12 protein-coding genes are annotated in these 17,284 nt (G+C 38.6%); 5 read left to right on the top strand and 7 right to left on the bottom strand.

Features of this window, described 5'->3' with window-relative positions; genetic code table 11:
• The first annotated feature begins 73 nt into the window (after window positions 1–73).
• The 4 genes from mprF (at window position 74) to CBF35_RS10090 (ending at window position 5,220) form a co-directional block, all read left to right on the top strand.
• Entirely contained in the window at window positions 74–2,659 is a 2,586-nt protein-coding gene (gene mprF, locus CBF35_RS10105; protein ID WP_170174774.1) for a bifunctional lysylphosphatidylglycerol flippase/synthetase MprF, read from the top strand.
• Between the two features lie 102 nt (window positions 2,660–2,761).
• On the top strand, window positions 2,762–3,712 hold the full coding sequence (locus tag CBF35_RS10100; RefSeq protein WP_126780750.1) for an ABC transporter substrate-binding protein: 951 nt from the start codon (window positions 2,762–2,764) through the stop codon (window positions 3,710–3,712).
• Entirely contained in the window at window positions 3,696–4,475 is a 780-nt protein-coding gene (locus CBF35_RS10095; protein ID WP_126780748.1) for an ABC transporter ATP-binding protein, read from the top strand. Before CBF35_RS10100 ends, CBF35_RS10095 begins: the two co-directional genes overlap by 17 nt.
• Window positions 4,465–5,220: an ABC transporter permease gene (locus CBF35_RS10090; protein WP_126780746.1), complete on the top strand. Its 756-nt coding sequence runs from the start codon at window positions 4,465–4,467 to the stop codon at window positions 5,218–5,220. Before CBF35_RS10095 ends, CBF35_RS10090 begins: the two co-directional genes overlap by 11 nt.
• An 11-nt stretch (window positions 5,221–5,231) precedes the next feature.
• On the opposite strand, the gene CBF35_RS10085 is transcribed toward CBF35_RS10090, so the two are convergent.
• The 6 genes from CBF35_RS10085 to serC form a co-directional block, all read right to left on the bottom strand.
• Complete coding sequence (locus CBF35_RS10085; RefSeq protein WP_126780744.1) at window positions 5,232–7,907, bottom strand: YfhO family protein; 2,676 nt, start codon at window positions 7,905–7,907, stop codon at window positions 5,232–5,234.
• Window positions 7,908–8,076: 169 nt separating this feature from the next.
• Window positions 8,077–9,318: a glutamate-5-semialdehyde dehydrogenase gene (locus CBF35_RS10080; RefSeq protein ID WP_126780742.1), complete on the bottom strand. Its 1,242-nt coding sequence runs from the start codon at window positions 9,316–9,318 to the stop codon at window positions 8,077–8,079.
• A gap of 22 nt (window positions 9,319–9,340) precedes the next feature.
• The gene (proB, locus tag CBF35_RS10075; protein WP_126780740.1) at window positions 9,341–10,138 is read right to left on the bottom strand and encodes a glutamate 5-kinase; all 798 of its coding nucleotides are present in this window, start codon (window positions 10,136–10,138) and stop codon (window positions 9,341–9,343) included.
• Window positions 10,139–10,233: 95 nt separating this feature from the next.
• Entirely contained in the window at window positions 10,234–11,475 is a 1,242-nt protein-coding gene (locus CBF35_RS10070; RefSeq protein ID WP_126780738.1) for a DUF1015 domain-containing protein, read from the bottom strand.
• A 2-nt stretch (window positions 11,476–11,477) separates the two neighbouring features.
• The gene (locus CBF35_RS10065; protein WP_126780736.1) at window positions 11,478–12,665 is read right to left on the bottom strand and encodes a 3-phosphoglycerate dehydrogenase family protein; all 1,188 of its coding nucleotides are present in this window, start codon (window positions 12,663–12,665) and stop codon (window positions 11,478–11,480) included.
• Window positions 12,655–13,761: a 3-phosphoserine/phosphohydroxythreonine transaminase gene (gene serC / locus CBF35_RS10060; RefSeq protein ID WP_126780734.1), complete on the bottom strand. Its 1,107-nt coding sequence runs from the start codon at window positions 13,759–13,761 to the stop codon at window positions 12,655–12,657. Before serC ends, CBF35_RS10065 begins: the two co-directional genes overlap by 11 nt.
• 447 nt (window positions 13,762–14,208) lie before the next feature.
• Here serC and CBF35_RS10055 point away from each other — a divergent pair, with 447 nt between their 5' ends.
• Window positions 14,209–16,278: a KUP/HAK/KT family potassium transporter gene (locus CBF35_RS10055; protein ID WP_126780732.1), complete on the top strand. Its 2,070-nt coding sequence runs from the start codon at window positions 14,209–14,211 to the stop codon at window positions 16,276–16,278.
• A 40-nt stretch (window positions 16,279–16,318) separates the two neighbouring features.
• Here CBF35_RS10055 and manA read toward each other — a convergent pair whose 3' ends face one another.
• Window positions 16,319–17,284: a mannose-6-phosphate isomerase, class I gene (gene manA, locus CBF35_RS10050; protein ID WP_126780730.1), complete on the bottom strand. Its 966-nt coding sequence runs from the start codon at window positions 17,282–17,284 to the stop codon at window positions 16,319–16,321.

The following is a 17,284-nucleotide window of genomic DNA, read 5'->3' as shown; positions in this document are numbered from 1 at the left end:
TTGAGCTAACATATATAAGAAGAATAAATATTTAAATATAGAAGCACTTATGAAGATAAATGGAGTTGAAATCATGAAAGAGTTACTAAAAAAACTAAGTTATTGGTTAAAAAAATACAGTAGTATCTTAAAAATTATTTTTCTTTTTTCCGTCTTGTTGTTTGTGATTAATCAAATGACCTCAATTCTCCAAGGAATGACTTGGTTAGATCTAAAAAATGTTCTTTTAGGACAGGGACGGCGAAATTTATTGAAGATGGTAGCTGTTGGCTTAGTCGCTGTTTTACCAATGCTCACCTACGATTGGGTCACATTGGATATTTTAGAAGAGCAAGGTAAACCAAGGTTACCTCACAAAGAATTATTTACCTCAGGTTGGACGACGAATACTATTAATAACTTGGCAGGGTTTGGTGGTGTCATTGGCGCCACCCTCAGAGGTCGTTTTTACGGTAGTGGCGTTGGTACCCGAAAAGTGATTACAACTGTTTCAAAAGTAGCCATTTTTATGTTGTCAGGCTTATCGGTCCTCTGTTTAATCACCTTAAGTGACATCTTTATTTTTCGGCCAAATAATCCTTATCGGACTTATTGGATTTGGTTATTAGGGGGGAGTTTATATACACCACTCTTAGTTAGTTTCATTAAGTTGAAAGGCCAAAAACTCTTTGCTGATTTTAGTAATCGACGCTTAGCCTTGCTCGTCTTAGGTTCCTTTGGTCAATGGCTAGGAGCATTAGGAGCCTTTTTAGTCATTGGTTTTATTATTGAGGTGCCTGTAGACTTACTCCAAGTCTATCCATTATTTGTAACAGCCACATTTATCGGGATGATTTCTATGGTCCCTGGTGGCATGGGAACCTTTGATGTTTTAATGATTGTCGGACTTGGTCACGTGGGGATTAGTAAAGAGTTAGCCTTAGCTTGGTTGTTGTACTACCGAATTTTCTATTATTTGATTCCTTTTTTAACAGGAATCTTTTCTTACTTGCACCAAACAAGTGCTAAAATCAACCAGTTTTTTGATGAGCTGCCCCAGTTGTTTGCTCAAAAAACCGCTCATTTTATTTTAGTCTGTATGGTCTACTTTGCTGGAGTGATGATGATTTTATTATCAACGGTACCTAATCTATCAAATTTAAGTTGGCTGTTTCAAAAAATTATGCCTTTTTCTTTTGACTTTTTAGACCAAACGTTAAATATGTTAATTGGCTTTTTACTGTTAGGCTTGGCTCGAGGGGTCAGTCACCGAGTGAAAAAAGCCTACTTGCCTTTATTAGCTGTCTTGATTTTTTGTATTGCTAATACTGTTACCCGGGATATTTCCTGGAAATTGTTATTATTTTATGGGTTCTTAATTGCCTGTGTTTATTGGTCACGGCGAGAATTTTATCGTAAACAGCTATTATTTACGTGGGAGTCTTTAATTTTTGATGGGGTCTTATACGGTTTGTTATTTATCCTTTATTCAGTAGTGGGCTTTTATTCTACTGAACGCTTAGAACACGGTGAGGTGCCAGCTAAATTTCTTTTGTTTCCCTCAGAAGATGTCTGGTTACAAGGCTTAGCGGGAGTTGTTTTAGCAGCAATTACGATTTATTTACTTTATCATTATCTAGGGAGTCAAGAGAAACCGGGAGTCTTTTACGATGATAATCGTGTGAGTTGGTTATTAGAAAAGTATGGTGGGACTAGTTATAGTCATTTAGTCTTCTTAAAAGACAAACGTAATTATTATTATCAAGAAAAAGGCTGGGACAAAGTCTTCTTCACCTTTGAAATTCAAAGTAGTAAATTGTTTGTTTTAGGTGATCCAGTAGGTAAAAAGAGTCTCTTTCATGCTGCCACTAGTCAGTTTCTAGCTGAGGCAGATAAATTAGGGTATCAACTGGTCTTTTACGGCATTACTGATGACTATGCCTTAAGTTTACATGACTTAGGCTTTGATTTTATGAAGCTAGGAGAAGAAGCTCAGCTTAATTTACGAGCTGAAGACAGTTTGTCTAGAAATTTTCATACTAAAAATTTATCAACAGAACGTTTAGCCAATCAAGGTTATACATTTCAATATTACGAAGGCCCTCACTCAGAAGAATTACTGCGAGAAGTTGCCAAAGTTTCTGAAATATTTAACCAAGGCCGTGAGGAACGCTATTTTGCAGTCGGCCGGTTTGACATTAACTACTTAAATCACGGAGATATCGGTGTTGTTTATCATGAGTCTCGGGAACTAGTGGCTTTTTGTTCGGTAAGGACTCAAGGGGATAATGGCTTTTTAGCTTATGATCTATTGCGGTACAAAGAGGATTTACCAGAAGGAATCACTGACTTTTTGTTAATTAACCTTTTAGAAACTTGTCAAAAAAGGCAAGTCGCTAACTTTAGTTTAGGGTTAGCCCCTTTAGCTAAAGTCGGTGAAGCTCAGACTGCCTTTATGAAAGAACGCTTGTTACATACTTGCTATAAATATTCTTATCCAATCACTAATTTTAAAGACATTCGGCTTTTTAAAGATAGTTTTTCCCCTGATTGGCAAGGCAGATATTTATCTTATCCTAAAAATACTAATAGTGTCTTCTTGATGCTTCAACTTTATTTGTTAATAGAAGGTGGGAAAAGTCGAAGAACGCGACCAGTAGAAGGAATAATGTTTGAATAAATAAGTAAAAAAAGATAAACCAAATAGTTTAAAAATTAGTGTCTTTGAATTACAATAGACTAGGAGCTTTTAGCTCAAGATAAAGAAAAGAGGGTTTTTGATTTGAAAAAATGGTTAGTCGGTTTAATGAGTCTCGCAACAATAACATTGGTGCTAAGTGGTTGTGCACCTACAGAAACAACAATTGAAAAAGTCCCTGATAAAGCAACAACAATTCGTTTAGGTGTCATGCCTTCTACTGATAATATTCCCTTTATCTTAGCTCACGAGCAAGGATTTGATCACAATAACGGTGTTAACATTGAGTTAGAAGTCTTTAAGAGCGCACCAGATCGTGATGCAGCCTTTCAAGCAGGTAAAGTCGATGGCGTAATTACTGACTTAGTTGGCCTAGCGATTTATCAACAAGGCGACTTTGACGTCAAAGTCGTAGCGGCACCTTATGATCAATTTGACCTCGTAACAGGAGATGAGAGTGTTCAAAGTATTGCCGATCTTAAAGGCAAAGATGTGGTCTTTTCATCTAAAACAGGTACGGGCTACGCTGTTGCCAAAATGCTAGAAAGTGCTGGTTTAACGATGGCAGATATTAATATTACGGAAATACCTCAAGTCCCTGCCCGTTTAGAATTAATCACGAATCAAAAAGCTTCGGCGGCGATTTTACCAGAACCTTTTGTCACAATTGGCCAAGCCAATGGTTTACGAGTCGTTCAATCAACACGAGACATTGGCATTAATCCTTTTGCGATTGCTTTTACTGCAGAAATGATAGCTAAAGAAGAAGTCGCAATTAAAGGCTTGTTCGACGCCTACAATGAAGCAGCCGTTTACGTTGAAAAGACGCCAGTTGAAGATTACATTGACTTGTTTATTGAGGAAGTTGGCTTCCCAGCAAGCTTAAAAAAACAAATTGTTATTCCTGACTACGGTAAATTAGAACAAGTTAAAGAAAAAGACGTTGAGTCAGCCTTTGCTTGGGCTCGGGAAGCAGGACTATTGAAAAAAGAATTAACAGCGAAAGATGTAATTAGTGATGTCTATTTTAAATAAACGTCTTGAGTTTAAAAATGTCACAGTTGAAATTGGGAAACAAACAATCTTAAGGGAACTGAACTTAACCTTAAACTACCAACATATTTATACAGTTCTAGGACCTTCTGGGACAGGGAAGTCAACCTTACTTAGAGTACTGGCAGGTTTGGTTACTCCCAGGCAAGGCGAAGTGCTTTTTGAGGGGCTGCCTTATTTGCCGCAAAATCAACGGATCGGCTTAGTTCCGCAAAACTATGGCTTACTTCCTTGGGAAACGGCGTGGCAAGCCGTCCTTTCAGGTTTATTAATTAGTAAAGGGCAAAAAAAAGCCAACTCAGAGGAGCTCGCCTGGCTAGAAGAGCTATTTGCTGATATGGGCCTCTTAGAGCTGAAAGAAAAGTATCCAGGGCAAATGAGTGGGGGGCAGCAACAAAGAGTCGCTATCGCCCGTGGATTTGCGATTCAAGGGGAGTTACTCTTGATGGATGAACCTTTTTCCGCTTTAGATGCGATTACCCGGGAAAAAGCCCAAAGTTTATTTATGAAAACTTGGGAAAAAGCGCCTCGGACAACGTTGTTTATTACCCACGATGTGGAAGAAGCTTTGTTGTTAGGTCAGCATGTGATTGTTATGGGTGGTCAACCAGGTAAAATTATGAAAGTCATTGATAATCCTTTTTGGCAAGGCCAAGGTGGCACAGTGATGGATCGCCGGAATCAGGCAACTTTTTATGAAGAAGTCAAAAAGTTGCGAGAGGAGTTGAGCCTTGATGAATCATAAAAGGACGAAAAAAATCATCGGTCTACTCTGGGCAATTCTTTTATTACATCTCATCTGGTTGATCGGAAGTCTCGCCTTAAATAAAAGTATCTTACCTAATCCCTTGTCAGTTTATCAACACTTACCTTCTTTATTAATAGAAGGTATTGGCTGGCATATCTTAGTTAGTTTACGACGGGTCTTCTTAGGGATGGGAATTGCCCTCTTTGTTGGAACTGTTTTAGGCTTACTAATGGGCCGGAGCAAATGGCTGAATCAGCTTTTTGATCCAATTATTTATCTGACCTATCCAATTCCTAAGCTGGCTTTACTACCAATGATCATGTTGTTGTTCGGATTAGGAGAAGCCTCAAAGATTATTTTGATTGTCTTAATTGTCTTCCCCCAAGTCGTCTTATCAGTTAGAGATGGGGTATTAAACATTCCCCAACATTATTATGATATTTACAACTGTATGCAAGCGAGTGCTTGGCAGAAGTTTACTAAGATCACTTTACCAGCTAGCTTATCAGCGGTCTTTAGTACGAGTCGCATCTCATTAGGAACAGCAATCTCAGTTTTGTTCTTTACTGAAAATTATGGAACGAGTTATGGCATGGGTTACTTTATTATGGATGCTTGGCTGCGGATGGATTACTTAAGTATGTACAGTGGTATTTTGATTTTAAGTACTTTAGGTTTTGGCTTATTTCTACTGATCGATCAACTAGGTGCAATTGCTTTGAAATGGCAAAAAGAGCGTTAAGACAAATTGTCTTAACGCTCTTTTTTAGTTCGTCTGCCTTTGGTTGAAGGGGCTTTTGGAAGTGAGTTGTGAGTAAAGAAAAACTTTAAATACAAGATAAAGCCACCAATCCCAATTACTAGACAAAGCATGCCGATTTTAAAGCCAGCCGGTAAGAAGACTAATTTAAGCTCGTGGGTGCCAGCCGTTAGAGGAATTGTAATAAAGGCATTTTTAAAGTCTTTGATCTCAGTTTTTTTGCCATCAAGATAGGCTGTCCAACCTTGGTCGTAAGGAATAGTTGTCATTAAAACCTCATCTTTTTCAGCAGTTAACTGACCGGTCACTTTTCGACCAGAAACTTCTAATGGGACTTGTTTTTCGGCAATTTCCGCAAAGGCCCTTGTATAAGCAGGAATATCTAATAAGACAACTGGTGGTTTCATTAGAGTGATTTCGGCAGTGCCGTAGAAACTAACGTTAAAGGAAACAACAGTTTTTTCGGCGTAATAACCTAAGTTGTAGTATTGGCCAGTAATATCAACTTGAGTTTTACGACTTTTCCCACCGACGGTAACTTCAGCAGAAGAACTTTTTAGTTCACCAAAGTTAGTTGGGAAAAGGCTGATATACGCTTGCTTATTAGCAGGGACTTCAACTTCCCAGGTAATTGTTTTAGCAATGTTAGGTTTGATTTCTTTAAAGGTCACATTGTTATTATTTTCAGTTTGAGTTGTATTCGTTGAGTCAACTAGAACAGGAGTTGTAAAGCTAAAGAAAGCTTCATTAGTGCCAGCTAGTTGATTGACTAAATTCGTTTGAGACCCTAAATTATCATTTTTAGGAAACTTTGTTTTATAAAGATCTTGATTAGTAATGGTTCCTAAAGTCATGGCACTTTCGTTTTGGTACATCTTATAGGTTTTGTTTTTGACAACTTCTTTAAAACCAAACTTTTGTGGATCTTCTTTGGCATGATTGTATTTAATGCCGAAGAGGGAGTCCATTAACAAGGTATTATTAGGGTAACGAATGTTTAAACTCGTTCCTCGAGAGCGGAAGCCTAAGTCATTCATGACTGCCGAAGTGTTCCGATTTCGGATCGATGAAAACATACTGACACCGCTGAAGCCGTAATTAATGCCATCATTAGAAGATACTGGATCAAGTGTTTCCATCCGATAGAAAGGCCCTTGATCGAGAGCTTTGACTTGGTCAATACTGTCTTTGTAGTCTTTGTAAGGGTCGGTATAAAGGCTTCGAGAGGCATAACGCCAGTCTTCTAAAATACCGTTTAACATGCTGTGAGTGTTGATTGTCGCTTCAAAGGTGACTAAAATTAATAAGATCAAGCCAAGTTGTTTCATTTGTAAGCCTTTTTTAGTTTGATTTAAATTTGGTCGGTAAAAATGATAAAAGATGATAGCGGCTAAATATAAGAGTAAAAATAGAATCGTCACAATAAAACTTTGATCAGTCACAAAGTCGTAGCTGTCTTTGCCACGAACCATAAAAGCAACGAGGTAGAGACCGATCAAGGCAACAGTACCGCCAACAAAAGCCGGACTGTCATCTTTTGTAAAATGTTCTAAACCGTAGCCGGCTAACATAATCACCATAAAGGAGAAAGTGAAGCTATAACGGAATAAAAACATGTTTGGTGCATGCATGCCGTGCCAAAAGAGATTCAAAGGCACGATGTAAAAGCTAGCAGTAATGATGCCAAAAATCGCACCGTAGGCGATTTTGTTTTTCAAAGGTACTTTTTTAGTTATAAAGTAAAAGAGACAGAAAATTAAGGGAAGCAGGCCGACATAAATAAAAGGAATCGAGCCATACTTAGTCGTATCATAAATCCCCACCATATTTTTCATAATAATGTCCCAAAAAGCCGTTGCTTCTGTTTTAAATTTAGTGACTTCGGATAAGGTTTCCCCATTAGAAGTTAAGTCAAGAATCGTCGGTAAAATCATGATCATTGAGGCACAACCTGCTAATAAAGAAGTCACAAAATAAGGAAGGAGTGAGCTTTTTTTATTTTTCCAATCAATTATGACAGTAGCTAAGTAATATAAGACTGAAAGAATTCCAACCATAAAGCCAAAATAGAAATTAGAAATAAACAGTAAGAAGTAGCTGACAAACAAAAGAGTTGGTTTTCTGCCGGCAATAATCCGATTAATACCTAAGAAAATTAAAGGTAAGTAGACAAAAGTATCAATCCACATGATTAATTCTGAGTGTGCGGTAATAAAGGACATTAGCGAATAAGCTACCGCTAAGGCAACTTGGGACCAAGGAGTGATTTTAAAGGTTTCTTTAGCAAAGAACCAAAAAGCTAAGGCGGCGGAACCGATTTTGATTAAAGTTAAGAAGTACATCGCATCAGGCATTAAGCTATTGTCAAAAAAGAAGACAAAGGGGGTGAAAATCCCGCCTAAATAATAAGAGATTAAGGCGTAATAGTTTAAGCCTAAGGAAGCATTCCAAGTATAGAAGAAACTTTGCTTGCCATGAAGGACATTATTAAAACTAGCGTGGAAATTGGAAAACTGTGAAAAAGCGTCACTGGCTAAGACACTCCGATCGCTGCCAGGGTAGATGCCAATACTCAGATAAATTGCCACCATCACTAAAACGGGAATAAAAAAGGCAGAAGCCCCGTAAGGATTAATTTTTTTAAAAATAAATTTTATTTTTTCTATCATGTTTTAAAGTCTCCTAAAAGGTTAATTGTAAGTTAAAAGGGAAATGTTCAAGCCACCTCCTTTACTAAGTTCAATTTTAGCACATCTACTAGTTAATTAAAAAGAAGAGCTTAAAAAAACCTTGAAAAGAAAGAAAGGTATCTTTTCAAGGTTCAATTTTAGTGTCACTCTAGCCACGAATTTGGCCGTCACCGTAAATAACATACTTAGTAGAAGTTAAGGCGTGAAGGCCCATCGGTCCACGGGCATGGAGTTTTTGTGTACTAATGCCGATTTCCGCCCCATAACCAAAGACAAAACCATCAGTAAAACGGGTCGAGGCATTGACGTAAACAGCAGCAGCGTCTACGCGATCTAAGAATTTTTGAGTTTCAAAATAATTGTCACTAACAATCGCTTCAGAATGACCAGTATTATACGTATTGATATGGAGAATGGCCTCATCTGTTGAAGCCACGGTTTTAATCGCTAAAACGTAATCTAAAAACTCCGTTTGCCAATCAAGTTCAGTTGCTAAGACACCTTCATTTAAGTAGTTTAAAGCTTGGGTGTCGCCCCGTAATTCAACGTTAAATTCTTTTAAGGCAGTTGCCACTAAAGGTAAAAATTCGCTAGCAATTTTTTCATGGACAATTAACGTTTCCGCCGCGTTACAAACGGAAGGTCGTTGGCATTTGGCATTAACGACAATTGCGACAGCCATGTCTAGTTGGGCCCCCTCATCAACATAAATATGACAATTACCTGTGCCAGTTTCAATGACTGGAACAGTTGCAGTCGCTAAGACGGTTTTAATTAAGTTAGCACCACCACGGGGGATTAAGACATCTAAGTAATCGTTTAATTGCATTAATTCTCGGGCTGTTTCCCGGGAAGTGTCATCGACAAATTGAATACAATCCACAGACAAAGAACTAGTCGTTAAAACTTCCCGTAAGTAGCTGACTAAAATTTTATTTGAGTGGTAAGCTTCTTTGCCGCCTCGTAAAATCACAGCATTTCCCGTTTTAAAACACAGAGCAGCCGCATCAGTGGTGACATTTGGTCGTGATTCATAGATGATGCCAATCAAACCTAATGGCACTCGGCGTTTGCCGATGAGTAAGTTATCGTCATTTTTCCACATTTCATCAACGGCACCAATCGGATCAGTTAATTGCGCCACATCGCGGAGGCCTTGAGCCATCTCAGCAATTCGTTCTGCCGTTAAAGTTAACCGATCTAACATGGTTAAGTTAAGGCCTTGTTCTTTCGCCGCCGATAAATCTAAGTCATTGGCTACTAAAATTTCAGAAGTATGTTTGGCGATATTGTCCGCCATTTGGTTAAGTAACTGATTTTTTTCAAGAGCAGTTGCTTGGGAGAGATTATAAGAAGCCAGTTTGCCAGCTTTTCCTATTGTTTGTAACATCGATAAAAACTCCTTTCAATTCCTATTTGCTAAAGAGGGTGCCGATTTCCTGACCTTGTAAAATATCAAAAATTAATTTTGGTTCTTGCCCATTAGCTAAAATCATTTGTCCGTCACGAGCTAAAACTCGAGTGGCAGCATTCAATTTACTTTGCATCCCACCTGTTCCAAATTTACTACCAGCCCCACCAGCTTGCTCTAATAATGACTGAGTAATTTCTGAAACATGAGAATAAAGTTGGGCTTGAGGATTTGTTAAGGGGTTATCACTATAAAAGCCATCGATATCAGACAGCATAATTAATAAATCAGCCTCAGTTAATTGACTGACAATGGCTGAAAGTAAATCATTGTCACCAAATTTTGTTTGGTGATCCAGTTCATCGACTGAGACACTATCGTTTTCATTAATGATGGGAATAACATTCATTGCTAATAATTGTTCTAAGGTATTAATAACATTTTGGCGACTCTCAGGAAAATCAACAACGTCCCTCGTTAATAACACTTGACCAATCGGCTGATTGTAAGTATCAAAACGTTGGGTATAAAGTGCCATCAACTCTGATTGCCCAATGGCAGCCACAGCTTGTTGTTCGGGAATCGAATTTGGCCGTTCCTTCCAGGCTAATTTTGTTAGACCAACGCCAATTGCCCCAGATGAAACAAAGATAACTTCTTTTCCTTGATTAACTAAATCGCTTAAAACAAAGGCTAATTGGTCAATCCCTTGTAAGTTAATTTTGCCATTTGGGTACATTAAAGTACTCGTCCCAACTTTTATGACAATCCGTTTAGCTGTTGTAAGTTTATTCCGCAAAACTATCGCTCCTTTTAACTAAATCATTTCAATAAAAACTCTCCTAACATATGTTGTAAGGAGAGTTCATTATAGCATTTTTTTAGCTAGTTGCGTTATTGACTCGCCAAATCATGGAGAAATAAGCCACTTAATAATTTCGGTTCGAACCAAGTTGATTTAGGGGGCATGACTTGGTTTTCATCAGCCACAGCCAATAATTGGTCCATCGTAGTTGGATAAAGTGAAAAAGCTAAAGTAAAGTCCCCGTGATTGACTAAGTCTTCTAATTCCTTGATTCCCCGAATGCCACCAACAAAATCAATTCGGTTATCGGTTCGGATATCCTTAATATCAAAAATCTTTTTAAAGACATGCTCTTGTAGTAAGGCCGCATCAAGTTTTTCGACAACATCAGTCGGGATAAACTCAGCTTTAATAGCTAAATCAAACCACTCTTGGTTCAGATACATGCCGAAATGTCCGGCCTGTTGTGGCTGATAGGCTGCCTCAGCCACCGGAGTCACTGTAAAGGCTGTTGCCAACTGTGCCATTAAATCTTCTGGTAGCGGTAGATTTAAGACCCGGTTATAGTCCCAAATAGCTAATTCTTCTTTAGGGAATACTACAGATAAAAAGTAGTTAAATTCAGCCTCAGGGCCATAGTCTGGCTGAGCTAAGCGACGTTTTTGACCAACTTTAACAGCTGATTCTGTTCGATGGTGGCCATCGGCAATATAAAGTGCCGGCACTTCTGCAAAAGCCGCAACTAAGGCGTCAATCGTTTCTTGACTGTCAATCAGCCAGACACGATGGGTTACCTCATAATAATGTTCGAAATCATAAAGAGGCTGGTGGGTCTTTTTCCATGAATGAATTAACTCTTGAATGAGTGGTTCTTGCCGGTAAGTTAAAAAAATCGGACTAGTATTAGCATCGCAAGCATCACTGTGATTAATCCGATCAAGTTCTTTTTCAACGCGAGTGTATTCGTGTTTTTTAATCTGACCAGCTAAATAGTCGTTGATTGAGGTACAAGTAACTAAACCAGTTTGAGAGCGACCAGCCATAGTCAATTCATACAAATAAAAAGCCGGTTGGGCATCTTGGACTAACCATCCTTGACTTTGAAAAGTCGCTAAATTTTCGGCAGCCTTAGCGTAGACTTTCGAATCATAAGGTGAGAGGTCAGATGGTAAGTCGATTTCCGCTTTGTCGATATGCAAGTAAGAATAAGGATTATTTTTAGCTAAGGTGTAAGCTTCTTGGAAATTTAAAACATCGTAAGGGTGACTGGCAATTTCTTTGACCAGTGCTTCTTGGGGACGAATCCCTTTGAAGGGGCGAATTTGAACCATAATTAAATCTCTCCTTGCTGATTTTTGATTACTCGCAGACGGATGACATCTGGTAAAGCGTTAAGTTTCTCTGCTAATAGAGCAAGCTCATCGGTTGTGGCTTGAGTTAAGTCTAGTAAAGTATAGGCTAGATCTTGGCGACTGCGGTTAATTAAGTTATCGATATTTAAGCCGAGCTCAGCCGCCGTACTTGAAATCGCACCTAACATATTAGGGACATTTTTATGGGCAATTGAGACCCGATAAGGTGAATAAAAACTCAAATTAACAGTGGGGAAATTAACAGATTGTTGAATATTACCAGTTGTTAAAAAGTCTTTTAAATGACGACTGGCGACTTTCGCACAGTTAATTTCAGCTTCAGCAGTAGAAGCCCCTAAATGGGGTAACAAAGTGACCCCTGGTACGCCAATTAACTCAGCTTCGGGAAAATCACAAATATACTCTTTTAATAGCTGGTTTTCCAAAGCGGAAATGATAGCGGGGTTGTCAACAAGTTCGCCTCGAGAAAAATTAAGTAAAACCGCTCCAGTTTTTAGTAAGGCTAGTTCTTTTTCATTAATCATGCCATGAGTTTCAGCTGTTAAGGGCACGTGAATCGTAATGAAATCACAAGTTTTCAAGATTTCTTCTAAGTTACTTGCCCGCTTGACGCGGCGCGAAATATTCCAAGCGGTATCGACAGAAACATAAGGGTCAAAGCCTAAGACATCCATTCCTAAACGGTAGGCGTCGTTAGCGATCATGGCGCCTATCGCACCTAAACCGATAACCCCTAGTTTTTTACCTTCCAGTTCAGTCCCACTAAACTGTTTCTTCTGAGCTTCAACTTGGGCAGCAACGTCTGGACCAGAAATTGATTGGACCCAAGTAGCGCCAGGAATTAAGGGACGTACGGAAATTAACAGACTAGCTAAAACTAATTCCTTAACGGCATTAGCATTAGCCCCAGGGGTGTTAATAACCACAATTCCTTGGGCTGTACAGTCGGCGACTGGAATATTATTAACACCGACCCCTGCCCGGGAAATCGCTGATAAGGTAGGGGTAAGTTCTGAGAGGGCGATTTCGTGACTGCGGACAATAATTCCGGCTGGTGTGGAAGTTTTATTTAAAGAAAAGCTTGGTGTCGCAAAAGTTGCTAAGCCAGCTTCGGCAATTTGGTTTAAGGTTTTAATATCAAAAGTCATTGGGCGATTGTCCTCCTGTATGTGTCAGTTCAAAATTTTTCATAAAATTAATTAAAGCAGTGACCCCTGCGACTGGGAAAGCATTGTAGAGACTAGCCCGCATACCACCAACTAAGCGATGGCCTTTTAAATTAAGTAAGCCAGCTTTTTCAGCTTCGCGAACAAATAAGCCATCAAGTTTTTCCGAGCCAGTCATGAAAGGAATATTAGTTAAAGAGCGGTCTTTTTTAGTGACGGGGTTATGATAAAAGGTTGACTGATCAATGTAGTCGTAGAGTAATTGTGATTTCTGACGATTACTTTTTTCGAGAGCAGCCACGCCGCCTTGTTCTTTGGCCCATTTAAAGACTAAGTTAGCTAAATAAATCCCAAAAGTTGGCGGAGTGTTGTATAAAGAATGATTGTCTGCTTGGACTTGATAGTCTAACATCGAACTTAAAACCGGTGAATGACCGATTAACTCTTTTTTGACTATGACAACAGTCACCCCAGCTGGCCCAAGATTTTTTTGGGCACCTGCGTAAATCAAGCCGAAGTCACTGACTGGGTAATCGACAGCTAATATATTAGAAGACATGTCTGCCACTAAAGGAACGTTACCAGTCTCTGGTAACTGGTAAAAGCTAGTCCCTTCTAAGGTATTATTAGTAGTAATATGGCAATAAGCTAAAGATTGATCGATTTCGAAGTCTGAAAAATCAGGAATATAAGTATGGTTTTTATCTTTGGAACTAAGAAGTTCAAGTGGTTGACTTCCAGGAATTTTGGCACATTCACTCAGAGCTTTTTCAGACCAGTTCCCAGTGTTAATATAGCCCGCCTGTTGATTGGCTGCTAAATTTAGTGGCACCATCGTAAACTGGAGACTGGCTCCTCCTTGGAGAAATAGGACATGATAGTTTTCAGGGATTGCCATGAGCTCTCGAAGATTGTCTTCAGCCTCGGTAATAATTTCTTGAAATAAGGTGGAACGATGACTTAACTCCAAAACTGACATTTGACTATTTTGAAAATTAAGAAATTCTTGCTGTGCCTGTTCTAAGACTTTTTTAGGTAAGACTGCTGGACCAGCCGAAAAATTGTAATTATTTGTCATATCCGCCAACCTTTCAATTTTCTGATTACTTTCAGAAAGTAGTTGAGGTTATTATAGCAGATTTATAAGATTAAAAGAAGATGAGAGTTTAAAAAGAAATCTATTTGAAGGGGAAGGGGGACTTTACCTAATATATAGAAGAAAAAATATTAATATCGTGACTAAAATAGCTAGAAAAACTTATTCAAAAAAGAAGATTGACTTTTAAATTAAAAGGCATATAATGAGTTCTATCAGTCAACTGACAATCATAGGGGAGTAGCTGACATGACAAGGTTTAGAAGGTTTTTGAACTTTTAAATTTTGCTGTGTTTTTAGATCAACAGCAAGTACCGTTTTACGGTGCTGGTCTAAGATGAAATAGCGAGACCTGTGTATTGAGCGATGCTCAATATGCAGGTCCCTTTTTATGGAAACAAATAGAACGTCCCTAGGAGGAAGGAAAAAATGAAAAAAGTAGATTCAAGCCACCAACTTGATAAATTTAAAATGGGTGGTGCCCTTGTGGCAATGGGTGTTGTTTATGGCGATATTGGTACAAGTCCCTTGTACGTAATGAAAGCTATTATTGAAGGCAATGGTGGCCTGGCGAGAGTCTCAGAAGACTTTATTATTGGGGCAGTTTCTTTGATTGTTTGGACCTTAACCTTATTAACAACAGTTAAGTACGTGATGATTGCCTTAAAAGCCGACAACCACGGTGAAGGTGGTATTTTTTCTCTGTATACCCTTGTTAGAAAGGTCAGTCGCTATTTAATTATACCAGCGATGATTGGTGGGGCGGCCTTGTTAGCCGATGGGGTCTTAACACCTGCAGTGACAATTACTACTGCCATTGAAGGCTTACGGGGAATCCCTTCCTTCTTCAATATTTTTGGCAACAATCAAAATGTGATTATTATAATTACAATTGCGATTATTTGTGTCTTGTTTATGATTCAACGGTTTGGGACTGAGCGGGTAGGTAAAGCTTTTGGTCCAGTGATGTTAGGCTGGTTTACTTTTATTGGTGGCATTGGTTTATTGAATTTTATTGATAATCCAATGGTTTTAAAAGCCATTAATCCTTATTATGCCTTGAGATTATTAACAAGCCCTGAAAATAAAGCGGGAATCTTCATTTTAGGAAGTGTATTTCTAGCAACAACTGGGGCGGAAGCTTTGTATTCTGACATGGGCCATGTTGGTCGTAAAAATATTTTAGGTAGCTGGCCATATATCAAGATGTGTTTACTATTGAATTACTTCGGCCAAGCAGCTTGGATTATTCGCGTAAAAGAAGATGCTTATTACCAAAATATCGAAATGCTAAATCCTTTTTTCCGGATGATGCCAGAAAATATTGCTGTCTTTGGGGTAATCTTTGCGACAATTGCAGCTGTCATTGCTTCTCAAGCATTAATTTCCGGTTCCTATACTTTAGTTTCAGAGGCAGTCAAACTGAGATTACTGCCACGGTTTAAGATTGTTTATCCGACAAATAAAAAAGGTCAGTTATACATTCCCGTAGTTAATATGATTTTATTTGTAACCTGTGTTTTAATTGTCTTATTCTTTAAAACATCTGCTAAGATGGAAGCAGCTTATGGTTTGGCAATTACGGTGACAATGCTAATGACAACAGTGCTCCTATTATTTTACTTACTGCAAAAAGGTTTACCGAAAATCCTTTCTTTCGGTATTTTCATCTTCTTTGGAGCGATTGAAACAATCTTCTTTATTTCAAGTGCGACTAAGTTTTTCCATGGCGGATTCGTTGCCGTCTTTATTGCAGCGGTCATTTTATTAGTCATGGTTATCTGGGAAAAAGGCTCAATTATTAAAGAGCGAATGTCTCATCGAGTTTCTTTATATGACTACGTTGAGCAATTAAATGAGTTACGGAAAGATGAAACAGTGCCTTTGTATCAAACAAATGTGGTTTTCTTAACGGATAACTTAAAGAAACATAAAATTGGTCGCGAAATCATGTATTCAATCTTAGATAAAAAACCGAAAAAAGCGAAAGCGTATTGGTTTGTCAATGTCTTTGTTACTGATGAACCATTTACCAAAGAGTATCATGTGGATATGATGAACACTGATTACATTGTCAACGTTCAGTTACGCTTAGGCTTCCGGATGAATCAAGATGTTAATATTTATTTACGTCAAATTGTTCGAGATTTAATGGAACAAGGCAAATTACCAAAACAACCTCAGAAATATACGATTACAGAAGGCCGTCAAGTTGGCGATTTTTGTTTCGTCTTAATTCGTGAAGAGTTATCGCGAGTGACTGATTTAAGTAATTTAGATCGGTTAGTCATGCAAGCCAAATTAGCAATTAAAACGATTACGACCTCACCAGCTCGTTGGTTTGGATTAGAATATAGTGATGTGATTATGGAACATGTCCCTTTAAGTTTAGTTGGACGGGATCATCAGAAGTGCCAACCGTTAACCCAAATTTTAGTCAGTGATTTTTCATCTGATGAAGAGGACATGAACGAAGAAGACGAGTTAACAGAAGTCTAAAAAAAAACCACTTAAAGCCGAAGCTTTAAGTGGTTTTTTTCTATTCTTCGCCAGGCTCAGAAGCGATTAATTGCATCTGACCAGTTAATGTCCATGATTTAAGGTCATTCGGTAAAATAAAATGAGACCCTTTGGAAATTGCGTATTTTTTAGTAGAAGCAGCCGATTCAATGACTAATTCACCAGCGCCATCAATCACACTGACTAGAGTGTAAAGACCTTGTTGCTTTAAGTCAAGACTGCCATCAACGAGCCATTCGTAGACTGTGAAGAAGGGTGTCTTAACAAACTGAGTAATTTTAGATGAACCGATCATCGTTTCTTTAATTTCAGGCGTTGGATCAAGGTGAGGAACAGTTGTTACTGCTACTGATTGGGCAACGTGTAATTCTCTTAAGTTCCCTTGGTCGTCGGTCCGATCATAGTCATAGACGCGGTAAGTTGTATCACTGCTTTGTTGGGTTTCTAAAATCATAATACCACTGCCAATGGCATGAATCGTGCCACTTGGGACGTAGAAGAAATCCCCTTGTTTAACGGGAATTCGGCGTAATAAGTTGTCCCATTGACCTTCAGCAATCATCGTCGCTAGTTCTTCTTTCGTTTTAGCGTGATGACCGTAGATAATTTCGGCCCCAGGGTCAGCGGCAATCACATACCAACATTCTGTTTTCCCTAATTCGCCTTCATGTTTTAAACCGTAGGCATCGTCAGGATGAACTTGGACTGATAAGTCATCAGCTGCATCGAGAATTTTAGTTAATAGTGGAAAGACGTCGCCGTGACTGCCACCAAATAAGTCCGGTTGGCTTTGCCACAAGTAATCTAATTTTTGGCCTTTATAAGGGCCATTTTGAATGCTACATGTCCCATTAGGATGAGCACTAATCGCCCAACATTCCCCAGTTTTGTTACTAGGAATCTCATAATTGAAAACTGTTTCTAGGCGATTTCCACCCCAAATCTTTTCTTGAAATACTGGATTTAAAAATAAAGGTTCTGTCAA

It is taken from the genome of Vagococcus salmoninarum (assembly GCF_003987495.1).
Taxonomy (GTDB): Bacteria; Bacillota; Bacilli; order Lactobacillales; family Vagococcaceae; genus Vagococcus_D; species Vagococcus_D salmoninarum.
Note: the sequence above shows the minus strand (reverse complement) of the source record. Positions and strands in the feature narration are given on the sequence as shown.